We start from the raw sequence: 14767 nt of genomic DNA on the forward strand, positions 1-14767 counted from the left end.
TGTTATTTTGTAATATAGGGAATGTTGTCGGTGTATGCATTCAGAATGTCAATGGCAGCTTTCTTCTGCCCCGGTGTGAGCTGGCTCAGCTTTCTGCTCAGTTCGTCATCTGCCACATGGGATGCGGATGGAACGGAATCCCGGATTAGCACATCAGCAGATACGTCCAACACCTCTACGATTCGGATAAAGGTTTCCAGTTTGGGGATTTTTACTCCGCGCTCTAAATCTCCAACATAATTTGCTGACAAATCGACCCGTTCTGCAAACTGTTCAATCGTCCAGCCTTTTTCCTTGCGCTGCTCTCGTATTCGTTGACCCAAAAGCGTATTCATAGCGACCTCACATTCTAATTGTGTTTGTTGCACACCAATAGCATACCTGTCGCAATTTTTGTTATACACAATCAATTTGCGTTCATTCAACGCTATTCGGGTAATTTCAAGGTGGAAAATTTTTGTGCGTATCTTTGGTCAAAAAAGCAATGGTCTTTGGGGACGGTACATGGTACAATAGCAAATGTTGTGCCCCTTGGCACATGAACGAAGGTAAAAGGAGCTGCTGAACGTGGATACGATCTATCTGCTGCCCGGTGAGGAACGCTGCGTTGATTTTCGAGATGCTAATGGAGTCCCGAAGGTACACTACACTTACTGTTCCATCCGTGGCAAACTTTTCAACTGCACCTGCTGCACAAAGGACGAAGCCCAGCGGCTGTGTGAAGATTGGCTTATAAAACAGGACCGCTGCTATATAAACTAAAAAAGCCGCCGAGGACATCTCCCCAAAATGGGAAGAGTCCTCGGCGGTATTCGTTTATTGGGTCTGCGCTTTTTCGATGGTGTCCTTTTCTCCCGCAAAAAATCGTTCCACGTTTTTCTGTGCCCGAACCAGTTCTTGCATCTCGTTCCGTGCCTTGCGGTAGTCCGGGTAAGCGGCTTTCTTCTTGGTCAGTAGCTCTGCAAACTCCGCATCCAACTCCTTGACCTTCGGCAGCTTCTGCAGCCCGGCTTCGTCAAAGGCAGCTTTCGCCGCCTTGTGCAGAGTAATCTCCTCCCGATGGGCTTCCAAAAGCTTTTTACTGTACCCCGACTTGCGGTAGGCATCATAGACCGGGCGGGTCTTGGCATAGTTGATGATGTGAGTTTTCAGCACGGCGATCTCTGTCAACCTTGCTTCTGCTGCCTTGATAGAATTGCCCATGGTATGATAGCGTTCGGTTGCCACCGCTGCACGTTCTCGCAGTTCCTCGGCACTGCTGATCTTCTGCTCCTGTAAGAACAGCAGCGTTTTGGACATTTCTTTCAGGTTGAACTTGGTCGCCCACTTTTTGTAGCCGACGCTTTTGCCCTCTGCCATTTTTCCCTGAATGTCCACCAGCAACTGGAAGGGCTGTTCTTTGGGCGGCTTCTTCTGATAAGGTTGGTGTTTCGCCTTACCCTCCAGCACAGCTTTGATTTCTTCCTCGCCATAGCCGGTGCCCAGAGTTCGGAACCGAATAAAGCGTTTCTGTCCCTTGCCCTTCACCGCCGTGTACTTGCCACGCTTCACCTCGTAGCCCTGCTGCTCTAGCTTTTGCAGAAACGTTTCATAATCTCCCGGTTTTTCTGCAAGGATTGTGTCGATGATTCCGCATAGGCGGTCCCTGTTGCTTTCCTTGGGAGGATAGAGAACACGCTTCTGCCGTTCCCGATAGGGCTTCTTCTCAATGATGGACAACTGGTGTTCCAAGCAAATCAGGTCGCTCAACCGCTGCACTGCCAACGCCGAAAAGAAAAAATCCCGGAACTTTCTGGTGCCATCCAGTGCCGTGGAGTTAAAGATCACATGGTTGTGGATGTGCTGCCGGTCCGTATGGGTGGCAACAACAAACGCATACTTGCCCTTGGTAAAACGCATGGCAAGTTCGTAGCCCACCTTGTTAGCTTCCTCTGCAGTGATTTCCCCCGGACGAAAGGACTGCCGTATCTGATAAGCGATCACATCGCTTTTCTGCCTTCGTCCGTTCACAAGGTCGTACTGCCGCTTGGTAAGCATAAATTCTTCATCTGCTGTCAGGGCGCTGCAAGCATAGCTGCTGACAAACTGCCCCTGCTCAGTCTTGTCCGGGTTTTCGATATAGTCCGTGCGATTTTTCAGGCAGGCCGCAACGGTCATGCCCTTGTTTTTGTGCAGCGCAATCAGCCGTGTTGCTGCCAGCATCATCACCCCCTATTGCAAAGAAAAAATGCCGCCCGGAGGCGGCATTGAGATCATTTGGATATTTTTTCGTAATCGGCGGCACCCGCCAGATACATTGCCTTGTATCTGGCGCATTCCAACTCATTGCAGATTTCATCTAAGGCGAGATATTGATTCCACGCTTCTTTGCTGATAACGCTCTGCAAGGCTTCCTCAGCTGCTCTTTTGGCTTTTTTCAGTCGCAGATACTCTTCATCCTCACCCAGCATCTCAGAAAAAATCGTGCTGTTGTGTTCAAAATAACAATCCTCTATCCTCTGTTTGCTCATAGCATCCCTCACAGTTCTGCAAGCCACTCACTGAAACGCCCGATACCCTCGGTGATGGCAGTTGCACCGAAAAAGAGGATGAAGCAGATGAACTCGGCCACCAGCAGGATAAAGAACTGATTCCAAGTCTGACGGTAAGCAGTGTAGATGCCGCAGCCGAAGATGTAGAGCATCAGCGGAGCAACTACATAGCTGGACAGGGTTAGCAGCCACCTTGCCAGCAGAGCTAGAAACGCCACAAAGAGAGAAATCGGGAAAAGAACAATTTTCTTCAGCATAGACATCATATCAAGCACTTCCTTTCTGTTCGCCCTTATTATAAAGGTATCGACTACTGCGTTGCAAGGATGTCAAGCGTTATATGTACACCCGCAGTCCTCCAACTGCGGGAATTTTTATAACTCTGCCAGCTTGGAAAGAATTTGCTTGCCAATGTCAATCAGTTCATCCAGACGCTGTCGCAGATCTTCCATATCGGCGGCGTAGACCTTGCCGCACTCGTTGGCACGCTTGGCGTACTGGTTCAGATTGTTGCTGCACATCTGCAAGAGATATGCCATGCGTTGCAGTTCTTTCAAGTCGAGGTGCAGGCAATAGCCGTCCAGTGCCATCTTGCGGATATAGGCACTTAGGCTTCGGATGCCCATGCTGAGCATCTTTTCATAGATACGGTTCTTTTCTGTTTTGCTCAAGCGCAGGATGATGGTTTCATCCCGCTTTTCTTTCATCGTGCATCACCATCCTTATCATAATAGCTGCGGAACGGTTTGACAGGCTCCGGCTGATTGGTCTTTTCCCCCAGTGCAGCCAGCACAGACGGACGAGTTGCAGGTGTTTCGGTTTCCTCGGTTTCTTCGGGAGCATCCTGCGAGGAACTGCGGTCACGGTCGATGTTCAGCAAGGCGTTCAATTCAGCAAGACGGGCAGACTTTTCGGCCAGTTCTTTCTCCTGTGCAAAGGGCTTTGCCACTTCGATCTCTGCGGCCTGCTTCTGCTGTTCAAGGTTTTGCAGAGCATTTTCGGCATCTGCAATACGGTCAGCGAAATTGTCGATGGCATTGTCCAGACGAGTGATGTTGCCGCGCGTATCATCGCCCAGCGACACCGGGTAACTCAACTCTGCCCGGAGTACGGCCTGATGCTCATTCTTGAAGCTGTCGAATCGAATGTTCAGTTCAAAGCCACGGTAGGTGCCCAGCAGCATCATATCGGCATTGGGCATCTCCTGCCGAGCCAGCAGCAGCCGTTCGCCTGCAGCCTTTTTGTCATCGTACACTATTCAGAGTGGAAGCGCGGGCGGCGGCATACTCCTCTTCGGTGAGCAACCCTTTCAGTTGGGTGTACTCGGCAGACCAGTTTTCCTTGTTGGGGTCAAAGACATCTGCAAGACCGCCCCAGCCTACATACTGCGAAAGCACCTGCTGCTCCTCGGCGGTGGCACCGCGATGCTCCTGCTCCAAAGTGCGCAAGGTCTGGATGGCTTCAATATTGCGGGCGAATTTCTGCTTGGGGCCTCCGACACCCAAATTATCATCCGTGATGTGAAAATTTCCTGCGGCTTCCGGCATCGGTTCAGCGTTCAGGGCTTCGTCTGCGGCAGCAGCATCCGGAAAGGTCTGCCACTCGCCATTGACCTCCACAGAGATAGGCAACTTGTCCAGTTCCTCATCAGGTGTAGGTTCATCCCGCCGCAGACCGTCCTCGAATTGCTGCTTGTTGAGTACCTCGTTATCCCACGACTGCCCATGCGCGCTGGTGTCGATGCGCACATCGGTTTCGCCAACATAGCCGATTTTGCCTTCGATGGTTCGGGTGGGAAGGTCAACAACAACTTCGTCACCGACCTTGTAATCAACAGCCTTTTCAGGAGAAACGTCAATAATTTCATCCTGCTGCTGTTCATACAGTTCCCGGATATTGGGCAACCGTTCAACCCGGAAGATGGGCTGTCCGCTGTTGGTCAAGTCCATGTCCTGCAAGCTGACGGATTTGAACATGAAGTTGACGTGATCCACACGGAAATCCCGGCCATCTAGCTTGATGATGATGCCGATCGGCAGATAATCTTCCTCTCGCAGATATTTTGTCTGATGGTGGGTACCATCTCCGCCCTGTCCGGCTAGATAGATGCTGTTGCCCTCGGCCCACAGCTTCTGCGATTTTGCTACCCACTCTCTGCGCAAAAAGCCGGTCACTTTGACTTTTCCCAGCGCATTTTCCTGTGACAGCAAATTAGAACGAAAAACTTCCTTTACAGTGATTGCATCTTTGTCATAGAACAGAAAATATCCGCCCAGTTCAAAGCCAATCAGGGTATTGGGGTACTGCTCTTTCAGAGCATTGTATTCGGCAGCGGCATCACCATCCAGCATTGGGAGCTGTCGTTCCGCTTCCTGCACGGCGGCACGATGCTCTTTTTCCTTATCGGTCAGGTAGCGGTCAGACTGAATCATCAGGTCGATGTATTTCTCGACCTGTGTCCAGCTTAACGTAACCTTTTGATGATCCGGGTAGTGGTCAAATTCAAGTCCTTTTCCATCATGATTTACAAAACCGCTGCTGCCATCCAGAAAATCCTGCGAATGTCCGCCGATGCCGTACTCTTTCGCCAATGCTTTAGCGCGGAGTTTGCGGTCGGGCTGTGTCTGGTACAGTTCGATGATCCGCTGCTTGCCATCCTGAAAACCGGAACCATGCTTGCGCAGTTCATTCTCAATTTCAGCCTGCGACAAAACAAAAGCGGAGGGCGATTTTTCGCTCTCCGCTCGGTCGATATGTTCAATTTGCTGGGCTTCGGTGGGGATGACGGCATCCAGAAAACTTAGCTGTAGATCAGTTCCGTCCGAATCACTTCCTCGACCTGCTCCTGTAGGCTGTTCATGTGCTGTACCCACGCCATCTGATTCTTCTCCTTGTCCGGGGCCGGGTTCTTCGCCAGCAGATCGGCCATCAGTTGCTTCTTCATCGCTGCTGCGGTCTGCTCCAGTTCGGTCAGGGTCGGGTACAGGCTCCCGTTCAGGAGCATCGTGTGGTACAGAACCGGGTGCTGCTGTTTCAGAAAGTTCAGGCGCATCCTGCCGTACTTGCCCAGCGGGTTCTTCGGCTGATGCAGAGTCAGGTTCGGGAGAAGATAATCCCCGGTCTGCGTGTAGTTCAGATTGCTGCTCATATTCATGCTGGCTCCTTTCATTGTTTCGGCGGCGGATGGTCGTTTTGACTGCCCGCTCGACGGTGCGCAGGACTTCGCGGCTGATGTCGCTGACTGCGGCACCGAGTGTGTAGACAGTGTCCGGGGTAGAAAAATCGTAGATGGCCTGAAAACTGTCTTTGTCAAAATAGCCATCCGGCTCAAATCCACAGCGTTCCAGCAGCGTGTAGGTGACGCTAATGGCGGCGGCAGACTTGAACTGCATCTCCACCCCGGCTTCATCATAATCCATCAGCAGCGAACCGTCAACGATGGCGCTGATGTCCTCGCTGTTGTTGTCCCAGTAATCCGCCACCAGTTTCCCGGCAACATCCGCAAGCTGCTGGCTGACACGCTCTCCGCTGATGCCGTAGGTGGCGGCGAGCATTTCTGAAACCGGCTGTTTCAGGTCATCGTTGTACTGCCACAGGTCGGGGTCACGGGAATTACGGCGCACCCCGGTGTCGCTCACATCAAAGACATAGTGCAGACGCGGCACACTGCTGGACTGGTCTAACAGTGCGATGCCCTTGGAGCCGCGCCGGACATAGCGGTTCATCCGGTTGTTCCAGATGTCGAAGCTGGCGCAGGCAGTGGCATCAGGCCGCTGGGCGTAGATCATCAACTGGTCTGCAAAGCTGTACTTGTACAGCCGGGATGCAGTGGTCAGGTAGTCCGTCCAGTTTTCCCAATACCGGGTCAATTCTTTTGCCGTTTGCTGGGCAAGGGCGAGATATTCTTCGGTTTTGCTTGGCATTTTGGCCTCCTTCTTTAGTTTTCAGGGTATAAAAATAGCGGGCAACCTTTTTGGGGTTGCCCGCTGGAAAGTGTATCGAGATAAGATTATTTGCTATTGCCCTTTATGTACTTCATAACGCAGCACCCCATCACGATGACGGGAAGCACGGTTCGTAAACCGAGGTCGCCGACCCGCACATTTACATCAATCACAAGCCCTGCAAACCATGCCGCTAAAGTGAAAACAGTTGCCCATCCGTAATTCATAGAACTGTACTCCTTCATATGTGAATATTCAAAACTCTCTTCTCAGCTTCAGCTTTCATAGCTGCCCGCAAGGAACTTACATTTATTCGACTCGAATGTTTACCGGATTCAGTGTAAGGTTGCCTCTGCCTACCACCTTATACCATTTGCCTCTTTCGAGTTTGATTCTTTCCGTTACGCCCTGTGTAATATATCCGATTCTGTATTTTTCTCCAGTCTCTACATCGGTAAAGACCACATCAGTATCACAATCGCCGCTTACTTTTACAGTTCCCCAAAGTGGCTGTATTTGTTCTGTCTTTATGGTGCCCTCATCGTTTGAAAGGGTGAAAGTATGGCTTCTCTGAATATTGATATAAATCGCCACCAGAAAAACCGCTGCCAGACATAAGGCAAACCTTCTTGTTTTCACCGAAACACCTCCTGTAAATTCGGTTTTATCGAATCATATCACATAAGCGGACTCTTCAAACTTACAGTTCAGTTTCAACTGCAAGCTGCTCCTGCTTCTCTTTTTCGTCAGCGATTTGGACATCAACATCTTCGCGCATCTTTTTCAGAAGTGCGAGGACTCGCTTGATTTGACCTTTGGTATTCTCCACTCTGCTCTGTGCCTGATTGATGTGATCCAGAACTGCCCAGTCTGCAAAGAGGCCGTCAAAGAAGAAATCCGCAAATTTCAAAAAGCTGTCCACCGTAACCTGAAGGTCTGCGGTGATTTCAACATCGGAAAGTTCAGTTTTGAACCGCCGCAGTTCCACTTGGAGCTGTTCGATTTGTTCCTGTGCATCGTCCAGTTCCTCATACTTGGCAAGATCGGCCATCAAACCGCCGCCCATTACGTCCCATGTACTCCAGCCCTCGGCATTGTCGAGGGTTTCCAGAACTTCATTGACCGTATGCAGGGCGGTCTTTCCGGCGTTGATGGCTTCCAGCAGCTCCCGTTTTTGGACTTTCAGCGCGGCAATGCGGCTTTCGCTTTCTGCAACCTGCTGTGCGGCAGGGTGGGCAGATGCTTTGATGCTTTTGATTTTTTCGGAAAGAGCAGCTTGATACTGCCTTTCGCAATCGGACAGCCGTTCCAGTCTATTTTGAATCTGCTCCAAGTCGGCATCAACGGAAGAAAGATCATGGAGAGCCGCATCGTACTTGACACGGGCTGCATAGGCTTCCTGCCGTTCCTTGTCCAGCTTTTCATCCATTTTTCCGATCACCTGATAGAAAAATGCGGCAAGGCTGTGTCCCTCCAGACGGTCCACATCAGCCTGCTCTGCCAGCTTGGATTTTTCCAGCTTTTTCAGGCGATCAGCAAGCGTATCTCTCTGGGCGGTCAGTTCTTTCTGTTTTGCTTCGCAGCTTTTCTTTTCAGCGACCTGCTGCCAAAGCTCTTTCAACGTAGAATCACTCATATGGAATGTCCTTTCCCGGCATTACGTTTCTTCGTTCAGAAGCTGGTTCAAAAAATGCTGCCGATTATTTACAAATGTTTTGGTGATAACGTAGCTGTCCGTATCTTCATACTGACAAGGATGAATCGTGCCATTGTCGAAGCTAAAAATCTCAGCATCAGGCATTCCAAGGAGAATGGGTGAATGTGATACAATAATGAATTGCGCCCCTTCTTGGGCACACCGGTAAATATTGATCAGTAACGTGAGCTGCCGCTGCGGGGATAAAGCGGCTTCCGGCTCGTCAAAAATATAGACTCCATCTGCACCCATGTAGTCCTGCGCAATGGCGAGGAAACTTTCACCGTGTGATTTTTGGTGATAGCCTTTGGAGGGATGATCGTCATCGGAATAGTCGATTTCCTTGGTGGCTACATTGTAGAAGCTCTCTGCCCGGAGAAAATACCCGAACTTTGGTCTACGATACCCTTTGGAAATCGTCATAGCCTCACATAGTTCCGAATGGGAGTTGTAGGTGGAAAATGAATAGTTCTTCGTTCCACCCTCTGCGTTGAAGCCGTAAGCAACAGCGATTGCTTCCAGAAGCGTAGATTTTCCGCTTCCATTTTCGCCAACAAAGAACGTAATGGGCTTATGGAATGTAAAAGTGTCGATTCCACTGATGGCAGGAATCTGACGAATATAATTGTATGGGCGAACTCTGTTCCAGTCGATGGTCAGCCCTTGGATAAACAAATCGTTCATACAGCACTCCATACTATATAATGTAAGAAACACTTAGCTCCGCTCAAACCCAAGATAGCGGGTGCCCTGAAAACTCAGCTTTCCGATGTCGCCCTGCACGAGCAGACCATAATCGCTTCCGTCCACTTCAAATTCCATCCGGTCGCCGCTCTCCACCTGAAAAGTCACATAGTACGATGTAAATGTGCTAGTGTCGTATCCGTGCGCACCGGACATATCTCCGGCATTGGCACTGCTGGAATGCGAAACATCGGTGCGCTTTGCTACCACTGTTGCCGGAACGGTAAGCCGCGGCGAGTGGTTGTTTTTGTTCCATGTGCGGAGATTTGAAATTAGAGCAAAGAAAAACATTCCAATAAAAAGCAGGAACAGGATTGGGAAAATGAAGCTGAATATAGCGTCAAACCATCCAAAAAACATTTTACTCCTCCAAAATTTCTTCCAGCAGGTCCTTTACATCGTCCAGAAAGGATTCTTCTCCGAGGGTGTTCACCTTGAAGAACACCGCCTGACTGCCGCCTGCGGTGATGGCAGACAGGCGGATCGGACTGTCTCCATTCTGGAAAAGGGTCAGAGTCAGGCTCAGGCGGTTGCCGCCCATCATGCTGTACCGCTCAAACACACGGACACTGCACCGGGCGTCGGCTTCTTTGAAGTCACTGCCTGCTTCCAGATTGGCCGACCAGCTGCTGTCCGGAATCTCCTGTTCCAGCTTCCGGAGCAGCTGGTCAAAATTCTGATTCCGGATGGTCTTTTCAAAGATTGCCATAATGGTTCCTCCGTTCTGACAATTAAAAATCGGTCCCTTATTTTTGATACGAGCAGAGCCACAGGAAAATTGCGGAGAAATCGCTTGAAGAGAGGAATTTTGTCTAATTTGATTATAGCATATCTTTTGGAAGAACAAAATACTTTATGTACGCCGCCTGCAGGCGGCAATAATCAGTCCGGGGGAAATTCCAACTCGCCAAACTCCGCATCGGTCAACAGTTTCAGCTTTTCGATAACACCTTCCGACAACTCCCGCAGGGCGGTTTCATCGGGCATCAGATAGCACTGCATCAGCCGCAACTCGTGTACCAGCCCCAGCCGGGTGCCGGTGTTGTAGAGCATCATCAGGGTCAATTCCTCGTGGTCAAAGTTCATGTTCAGCCCTCACTTTCCGGCATACCGTGGGATTGCACTCCGGGGCATCGCACTTTTCCTTTAGATTCATCAGCACCGAAGGGCGTTCCGGCTGCTTGTCCAGAAACCCCGGCAGTTCCTTGAAGCCGATGCTGTCCACATAATGCACAGACACCTCGCCATTGCGTTTGAGTGCGACCACATCGCTGACCGACAGGCTGTGCCCCTCAAAATCCTGCGGACGGGAGAGGTTGAACATCTGAAATAGTTCTTCCAAAATCTCGTCGCTCGGCACATCCTGCCACATGGCGGGCAGATCAGCATAGTAGGTGACCTCGTAATGCTCCGGGTCGGGCGTTTTGCCTCGACGATTCAACTCCCGCATAGAAGCAAATCTTTCATCGAGGATTTTTTCGTCATACCGCAGCTGCATCACCATATAAACATCGCACCCTGCGTTCAGAAACTTCTGCGGGATGTCCGTCATGGGCTCACCGTCAAAGTTCTGGTTCCATTTTTGCTGCATCGTCCACCTCACAGTTCTGGCGCAGAACGTGCAGAGGATTTTGGCGCAGACGTATCACTTGCCAGTTCTGCCAGCTTTTCCAATGTGGAGGGGCGATGGTCTGCGCTCAGTTCTTCTGCTTCCGCAACTTTATCCATGACGGCATCGTAGTCCTGCAACAGCCGCCGCCCCTTTTCCATGTGGTGCGCTTCCAGAATCTGCTCACGGGCTTCCTGAATGGTCAGTTCCGGTGCATCCAACTGCCCGCCGTCCATCACGGAATAATCGCTGTGGTAAATGGTGTAGTCCCAGCCATCCTCACAGGACTGGATAGCAAGATAGCCCTTGCCGCCCAGTTCCCATGCAGCCTGCTCGTCCTGTGTCTGAATCTCCGGGTAGAAGTCGGCATGGTTTCGTTCCATGACCTCGGCAAACTGGCAGATGTGGAACACATTGCCCAGACCGCCCATGTCAAAGTGGTAATCATCCAGATGTTCCAGCCGTGCCGTAAAACTGCGCCCATCCGGGTAATCCACCTGAATCACGCCGCCATCTGGAATACGATAGAGGTCGTCGTAGTGGCTGTTGATGAGACGAATATCCTTCGGCAGCGTTTCCGGCTCCCAGATGCGCCGTCTGCCGATGCCCGCCTGTGGGATGTTTTCGAGGATCTTTACGCTTTCCTGTTGGATGATCTTGCGGTCATCGTCCGAAAGCTCAAACAGATACCAGTTCCGGGCGGCAGGGATGGTGTTTTGTCCATCTGGCGGCAGATTCTTTTCCGAGATCTGCCCACTTTCCAGCGGCTCGCCAGTTACCTTGTTATAAGTGGCAAAGCCGACTCCTGCACCGTTTTCCCGGAGATGCAGATAGCGTTCATCGTTGATAAGGTAGACCGCTTCTTTTATCTGCTCCATCAGCACCCACCTTCAAATTCCAGCGAAAACTTGCTGCGGCCATCCGCTTCACAGGACAGCAGCACGGTGGCGTTGTAGGTCTTGCCCTTGGCGCTCTTGCAGTCCTTCAGGCGGACCCGACCATCCCGCAGCAGCTTGTCCGCCACATGAGCATCCATGCGTTTGCCGAGCCGTTTCAGAAAAGCATTGTCCTTCCACAGCACGAAACGGCACTCCCGGTTCTCGCAGAACCAGCCCTTTTCACGCTCTACAACATTTGCACCGCAATTCGGGCAGACACCAATAATCTTGTTTTTCATAAGCGCATTCACTCCTTTTTTCATTTCCGTGTTCTTTACCAGTTCGGTAATCATCGTATTGATTTCGGTCATAAATTCACTCGGCTCCATTTCGCCACGTTCGATTTGCAGCAGCTTTGTTTCCCAGTCGGCGGTCATTTCCGGGGACTGAATTTCTTCGGGCATTACGGTAATAAGGGCTTTGCCCTTGTCGGTAGGCAGCAGCACCTTGGTTTTCTTGTTGCCCTTGCGTTCCAGAAAACCCTTCTGCACCAGCTTTTCGATGGTGGCAGCTCTGGTTGCTGGAGTGCCGATGCCCCGACGTTCACCCCCCTCCGGCATACTGTCCGCACCCGCTGCCTGCATAGCGGACAGGAGCGTATCTTCCGTGTAGGATTTCGGCGGGGACGTTTGACCTTCCTTCAGTTCGGCATCAGCAACGCTGCACTGGCTCTGCTCTTGCGCATCGGGCAGAACAACTGCTTCCTTTTGCTTGCCCAGAAGTTCCCCCAGCATTTTTCGTTCCATGACTTTCCATCCGTCGGACAGCACCACCTTGCCTTTTGCGGAAAACTCTTCCCCGGCGCAGATGGTGGTGAGCGTAGTTTCTGCATAGCGGTGCGGTTCACCCACAGCGCAGAGCAGCCGTGCAGCAATCAGCCGCAGGACATTCCACTCCCCGGCAGGGAGGGCGGCAAGGTCTGCGTTTGCCATGCTTTTCGTAGGCAGCAGCGCATGGTGGTCGGTGACTTTGCTGCCATTGATGACCTGCTGCACATGGATGGGAAACGGTTCCTCCACGGCAAGCGCCCTGCCCGTGTCTGTCACCAGCCCCGGCAGGGATGCCGCCATATCCTCCGTCAAAAAGCGGCTGTCCGTGCGGGGGTAGGTGATGAGCCGTTTTTCGTAAAGACTTTGAGCATAATCCAAGGTCTGCTGTGCCGTAAATCCCAGCAGACGGTTGGCATCCCGCTGCAATGCGGTAAGGTCATAGAGCTGCGGCGGGCTTTCGGATTTCTCCTTGCGTTCCATCTTCTGTACCGTGACGCGCCCCTCCTTTCGGCATTTGGAAAGCAGCAGTTCGGCATCCGCTTTCTGGGCAAACCGCTTGCTGGATGCGGTGCCGCCGTCTGCAAGGGTCAGAGCCACCGTGTAGAATTTTTCCGGGGTAAAGGCAGCAATGGCGGCTTCCCGCACCACCGTCATGGCAAGTACTGGGGTCATAACACGCCCTACCGCCAGCGGTTGACCGTACAGGCACGAAAAAAGCCGGGACGCATTGATGCCGACCATCCAGTCGGCACGTTCCCGGCAGAGTGCTGCATTGTACAGCGCATCGTATTCAGTTGACGGTTTGAGATGGGCGAAACCCTCCCGGATGGCGTTTTCCTCCATGCTGGACAGCCACAGGCGGAAAACGGGCTTTTTACAGCCCGCTTGCTGGTAGACCAAGCGGAAGATCAGTTCTCCCTCGCGCCCTGCGTCTGTAGGATAGTTCTCGGAGGTGACTTTTCTGACATTGTTACTCGATGGCATCCAATGGGCCGATAAAGCGATAGAAAATCTGGATTTTCTGGACGTATTCGCCATCGACCTTTTCCGCTTTGGATACCAGAATCTTGTCAATCAGCTGATGCAGAATCTTATAGTTCAGTTCGGTGATGCCAGCGTACTTGCTGACTTCATCAATAAAATCCTGAATCTTGTCCAGCTGACCGTGTTCAGCACGGCCTTCCCGCTCGTACTGCTCAATCTTCTCGGTCAGTTCAGCCTGTTCTTTGTCGTAGCGATCTGCAAGCATTTGAAAACGTTTCTCCGGGAGAAGTCCCTTTGATACGTCCTCATAAAGTTTTGCATACAGGTCTTCGATTTCTGCGATTCGTGCTTTACACTGCTTCAAATCCCGTTTGTGCTGCGCCCGGTCAGAGGACACCCGGAGGTGCATCTGATTTGCAATCTTCTTCACAAGGGCTTCCCGATTGCTCACAGCGGCCTTTGCGTGTGCCTGAATGTCCGCAAAGACAGCTTCATGCAGAACACGGGCTTCCAAGTTGTGAGAGTCACAGGCTTTCGCACCATATTTCCGATAAGTGCTGCAACAATAAAAGGTCTGATCCAGAACACTGTTACGTTTGCGCCTGTGCTCGACCTTGACTAACATCGTTCTGCCGCAGTCTGCACAGCGGACGATGCCCTTGAAGATATTGTCGTAGTCGGTCTTATCACACATAAAACAACCGGAACGGCTGTAAAGGATTCGCTGCACGTTTTCCCAGCGGTCTTGTGGGATGATTGCTTCATGTGTATTCGGAACGATAGCGCGTTCTTCAAACGGAATATAACGCCGCTTTTTGGATTTCATGGACACGGTGGGCTTGGCTTCGTAGATGATGTGTCCGGCGTAGACTGGGCTGTGCAGAACCTGACTGATATAGGCACTGTCCCAATCATACATCTTTTCATCATCAATAAAGCGGCCAAACATCTCTTTCTTGTAGTAACACGGCTTCAAGACTTTTTCATCGTGGAGCCGCTTGGCGATGCGGTGAAGCCCCAGTCCTTCCTCTGCCATTGAATAGATATACTCAACAACGGGGGCGGTGTTCGGGTCGATCACAAGGTGATTGTGGTCGGCAGGGTCTTTCTGGTAGCCAAACGGTGCGCCGCTGGAGATATACTTTCCGCTTTTCTTGCGTGTCCGAAGGGCACTCTTGATTTTTCGGGAAGTGTCTTTGGCGTACATTTCATTGATGATGTTTCGGAACGGGGCAATATCCATCTGAGATTGCTCGTTGGAATCATAACCATCGTTGATTGCAATATAGCGGACACCGTGTTCAGGAAAGAAGATTTCCATATACGTTCCGGTTTCGATGTGGTTGCGTCCAAGTCGGGACTGGTCTTTGGTAATGACTGTTGCCACCTTTCCTTCCCGGATATCATCCAGAAGTTCCTGAAAGGCAGGGCGGTCAGAGTTCGTACCGCTGTAACCATCATCGACATAGAACTGGCAATTCCCGAAACCGTTGCGTGTGGCATACTCCATAAGCATCGCCTTTTGAGATGGAATTTGTCAAGGGGCTTTTC

The 14767-nt window shown here is 51.3% G+C and carries 20 protein-coding genes and 2 pseudogenes; 2 read left to right on the forward strand and 20 right to left on the reverse strand.

The features are described from left to right. Positions 1-2: 2 nt before the first annotated feature. The gene (locus tag MTP40_RS04150; protein ID WP_005921759.1) at positions 3-335 is read right to left on the reverse strand and encodes a helix-turn-helix domain-containing protein; all 333 of its coding nucleotides are present in this window, start codon (positions 333-335) and stop codon (positions 3-5) included. 232 nt (positions 336-567) lie between these two features. On the opposite strand from MTP40_RS04150, the gene MTP40_RS04155 reads away from it, so the two are divergent. Then, on the forward strand, positions 568-762 hold the full coding sequence (locus tag MTP40_RS04155; protein ID WP_044959886.1) for a DUF3873 family protein: 195 nt from the start codon (positions 568-570) through the stop codon (positions 760-762). Between the two features lie 54 nt (positions 763-816). On the opposite strand, the gene MTP40_RS04160 is transcribed toward MTP40_RS04155, so the two are convergent. The 8 genes and pseudogenes from MTP40_RS04160 to MTP40_RS04190 form a co-directional block, all read right to left on the reverse strand. Further along, complete coding sequence (locus MTP40_RS04160) at positions 817-2199, reverse strand: relaxase/mobilization nuclease domain-containing protein (RefSeq protein ID WP_249260084.1); 1383 nt, start codon at positions 2197-2199, stop codon at positions 817-819. 53 nt (positions 2200-2252) lie between these two features. Further along, complete coding sequence (locus MTP40_RS04165; protein WP_097771442.1) at positions 2253-2510, reverse strand: hypothetical protein; 258 nt, start codon at positions 2508-2510, stop codon at positions 2253-2255. 8 nt (positions 2511-2518) lie between these two features. Further along, positions 2519-2797, reverse strand: a complete 279-nt coding sequence (locus MTP40_RS04170; protein ID WP_249259878.1) for a hypothetical protein — start codon at positions 2795-2797, stop codon at positions 2519-2521. 108 nt (positions 2798-2905) lie between these two features. Then, entirely contained in the window at positions 2906-3238 is a 333-nt protein-coding gene (locus MTP40_RS04175) for a plasmid mobilization protein (protein ID WP_005921755.1), read from the reverse strand. After that, positions 3235-3786 (reverse strand): hypothetical protein, encoded by a 552-nt coding sequence (locus tag MTP40_RS04180; RefSeq protein ID WP_249259879.1) that lies wholly within the window; start codon positions 3784-3786, stop codon positions 3235-3237. Before MTP40_RS04180 ends, MTP40_RS04175 begins: the two co-directional genes overlap by 4 nt. Further along, positions 3785-4144: pseudogene (locus MTP40_RS14495) on the reverse strand (hypothetical protein); the annotation flags it as partial. The gene MTP40_RS04180 and the pseudogene MTP40_RS14495, both read right to left, overlap by 2 nt. 486 nt (positions 4145-4630) lie before the next feature. Beyond that, a pseudogene (locus tag MTP40_RS14500) lies at positions 4631-4963 on the reverse strand (hypothetical protein); the annotation flags it as partial. A gap of 368 nt (positions 4964-5331) precedes the next feature. Then, complete coding sequence (locus MTP40_RS04190; RefSeq protein ID WP_097784872.1) at positions 5332-5685, reverse strand: TnpV protein; 354 nt, start codon at positions 5683-5685, stop codon at positions 5332-5334. Between MTP40_RS04190 and MTP40_RS04195 the strand changes: the two genes are divergently transcribed. After that, positions 5684-6091, forward strand: a complete 408-nt coding sequence (locus MTP40_RS04195) for a hypothetical protein (protein WP_154251302.1) — start codon at positions 5684-5686, stop codon at positions 6089-6091. The genes MTP40_RS04190 and MTP40_RS04195 overlap by 2 nt on opposite strands. A 449-nt stretch (positions 6092-6540) precedes the next feature. Here MTP40_RS04195 and MTP40_RS04200 read toward each other — a convergent pair whose 3' ends face one another. The 11 genes from MTP40_RS04200 to MTP40_RS04250 all read right to left on the reverse strand — a co-directional run bounded on the left by MTP40_RS04200 (position 6541) and on the right by MTP40_RS04250 (position 14750). Further along, the gene (locus tag MTP40_RS04200; RefSeq protein WP_170126684.1) at positions 6541-6702 is read right to left on the reverse strand and encodes a hypothetical protein; all 162 of its coding nucleotides are present in this window, start codon (positions 6700-6702) and stop codon (positions 6541-6543) included. A gap of 82 nt (positions 6703-6784) precedes the next feature. Then, entirely contained in the window at positions 6785-7114 is a 330-nt protein-coding gene (locus MTP40_RS04205) for a hypothetical protein (protein ID WP_249259880.1), read from the reverse strand. Positions 7115-7175: 61 nt separating this feature from the next. Continuing rightward, positions 7176-8111 carry a hypothetical protein gene (locus tag MTP40_RS04210; RefSeq protein WP_097784874.1) on the reverse strand — a complete coding sequence of 312 codons (936 nt, stop codon included), beginning with the start codon at positions 8109-8111 and terminating at the stop codon, positions 7176-7178. A gap of 21 nt (positions 8112-8132) precedes the next feature. Beyond that, positions 8133-8855 carry an AAA family ATPase gene (locus tag MTP40_RS04215; protein ID WP_249259881.1) on the reverse strand — a complete coding sequence of 241 codons (723 nt, stop codon included), beginning with the start codon at positions 8853-8855 and terminating at the stop codon, positions 8133-8135. Positions 8856-8888: 33 nt separating this feature from the next. Then, the gene (locus tag MTP40_RS04220) at positions 8889-9275 is read right to left on the reverse strand and encodes a DUF2500 domain-containing protein (RefSeq protein ID WP_015536783.1); all 387 of its coding nucleotides are present in this window, start codon (positions 9273-9275) and stop codon (positions 8889-8891) included. A 1-nt stretch (position 9276) separates the two neighbouring features. Then, positions 9277-9624, reverse strand: a complete 348-nt coding sequence (locus tag MTP40_RS04225; protein ID WP_055192438.1) for a DUF6054 family protein — start codon at positions 9622-9624, stop codon at positions 9277-9279. 173 nt (positions 9625-9797) lie between these two features. After that, on the reverse strand, positions 9798-10001 hold the full coding sequence (locus tag MTP40_RS04230) for a transposon-transfer assisting family protein (protein WP_242889422.1): 204 nt from the start codon (positions 9999-10001) through the stop codon (positions 9798-9800). Then, a complete protein-coding gene (locus MTP40_RS04235) occupies positions 9991-10506 on the reverse strand; it encodes a YodL domain-containing protein (protein WP_249259882.1) in 516 nt (171 codons plus the stop codon). Before MTP40_RS04235 ends, MTP40_RS04230 begins: the two co-directional genes overlap by 11 nt. An 8-nt stretch (positions 10507-10514) precedes the next feature. Then, positions 10515-11402: an LPD16 domain-containing protein gene (locus MTP40_RS04240; protein WP_249259883.1), complete on the reverse strand. Its 888-nt coding sequence runs from the start codon at positions 11400-11402 to the stop codon at positions 10515-10517. Next, a complete protein-coding gene (locus tag MTP40_RS04245) occupies positions 11402-13216 on the reverse strand; it encodes a DNA topoisomerase (protein ID WP_249259884.1) in 1815 nt (604 codons plus the stop codon). Before MTP40_RS04245 ends, MTP40_RS04240 begins: the two co-directional genes overlap by 1 nt. Then, the gene (locus MTP40_RS04250) at positions 13203-14750 is read right to left on the reverse strand and encodes a recombinase family protein (RefSeq protein ID WP_256469192.1); all 1548 of its coding nucleotides are present in this window, start codon (positions 14748-14750) and stop codon (positions 13203-13205) included. The genes MTP40_RS04245 and MTP40_RS04250 overlap by 14 nt, the downstream gene beginning before the upstream one ends. Positions 14751-14767 lie beyond the last annotated feature (17 nt).

This window comes from Faecalibacterium sp. IP-3-29, assembly GCF_023347335.1.
GTDB lineage: Bacteria > Bacillota > Clostridia > Oscillospirales > Ruminococcaceae > Faecalibacterium > Faecalibacterium duncaniae.

Excerpts from the sequence above, each read along its gene's own strand:
- MTP40_RS04150 (WP_005921759.1), bottom strand. The coding sequence starts at position 335 with ATGAATACGCTTTTGGGTCAACGAATACGAGAGCAGCGCAAGGAAAAA.
- MTP40_RS04165 (WP_097771442.1), bottom strand. The coding sequence starts at position 2,510 with ATGAGCAAACAGAGGATAGAGGATTGTTATTTTGAACACAACAGCACG.
- MTP40_RS04170 (WP_249259878.1), bottom strand. The coding sequence starts at position 2,797 with ATGATGTCTATGCTGAAGAAAATTGTTCTTTTCCCGATTTCTCTCTTT.
- MTP40_RS04175 (WP_005921755.1), bottom strand. The coding sequence starts at position 3,238 with ATGAAAGAAAAGCGGGATGAAACCATCATCCTGCGCTTGAGCAAAACA.
- MTP40_RS04195 (WP_154251302.1), top strand. The coding sequence starts at position 5,684 with ATGCTGGCTCCTTTCATTGTTTCGGCGGCGGATGGTCGTTTTGACTGC.
- MTP40_RS04190 (WP_097784872.1), bottom strand. The coding sequence starts at position 5,685 with ATGAATATGAGCAGCAATCTGAACTACACGCAGACCGGGGATTATCTT.
- MTP40_RS04200 (WP_170126684.1), bottom strand. The coding sequence starts at position 6,702 with ATGAATTACGGATGGGCAACTGTTTTCACTTTAGCGGCATGGTTTGCA.
- MTP40_RS04210 (WP_097784874.1), bottom strand. The coding sequence starts at position 8,111 with ATGAGTGATTCTACGTTGAAAGAGCTTTGGCAGCAGGTCGCTGAAAAG.
- MTP40_RS04215 (WP_249259881.1), bottom strand. The coding sequence starts at position 8,855 with ATGAACGATTTGTTTATCCAAGGGCTGACCATCGACTGGAACAGAGTT.
- MTP40_RS04220 (WP_015536783.1), bottom strand. The coding sequence starts at position 9,275 with ATGTTTTTTGGATGGTTTGACGCTATATTCAGCTTCATTTTCCCAATC.
- MTP40_RS04225 (WP_055192438.1), bottom strand. The coding sequence starts at position 9,624 with ATGGCAATCTTTGAAAAGACCATCCGGAATCAGAATTTTGACCAGCTG.
- MTP40_RS04230 (WP_242889422.1), bottom strand. The coding sequence starts at position 10,001 with ATGAACTTTGACCACGAGGAATTGACCCTGATGATGCTCTACAACACC.
- MTP40_RS04235 (WP_249259882.1), bottom strand. The coding sequence starts at position 10,506 with ATGCAGCAAAAATGGAACCAGAACTTTGACGGTGAGCCCATGACGGAC.
- MTP40_RS04240 (WP_249259883.1), bottom strand. The coding sequence starts at position 11,402 with ATGGAGCAGATAAAAGAAGCGGTCTACCTTATCAACGATGAACGCTAT.
- MTP40_RS04245 (WP_249259884.1), bottom strand. The coding sequence starts at position 13,216 with ATGCCATCGAGTAACAATGTCAGAAAAGTCACCTCCGAGAACTATCCT.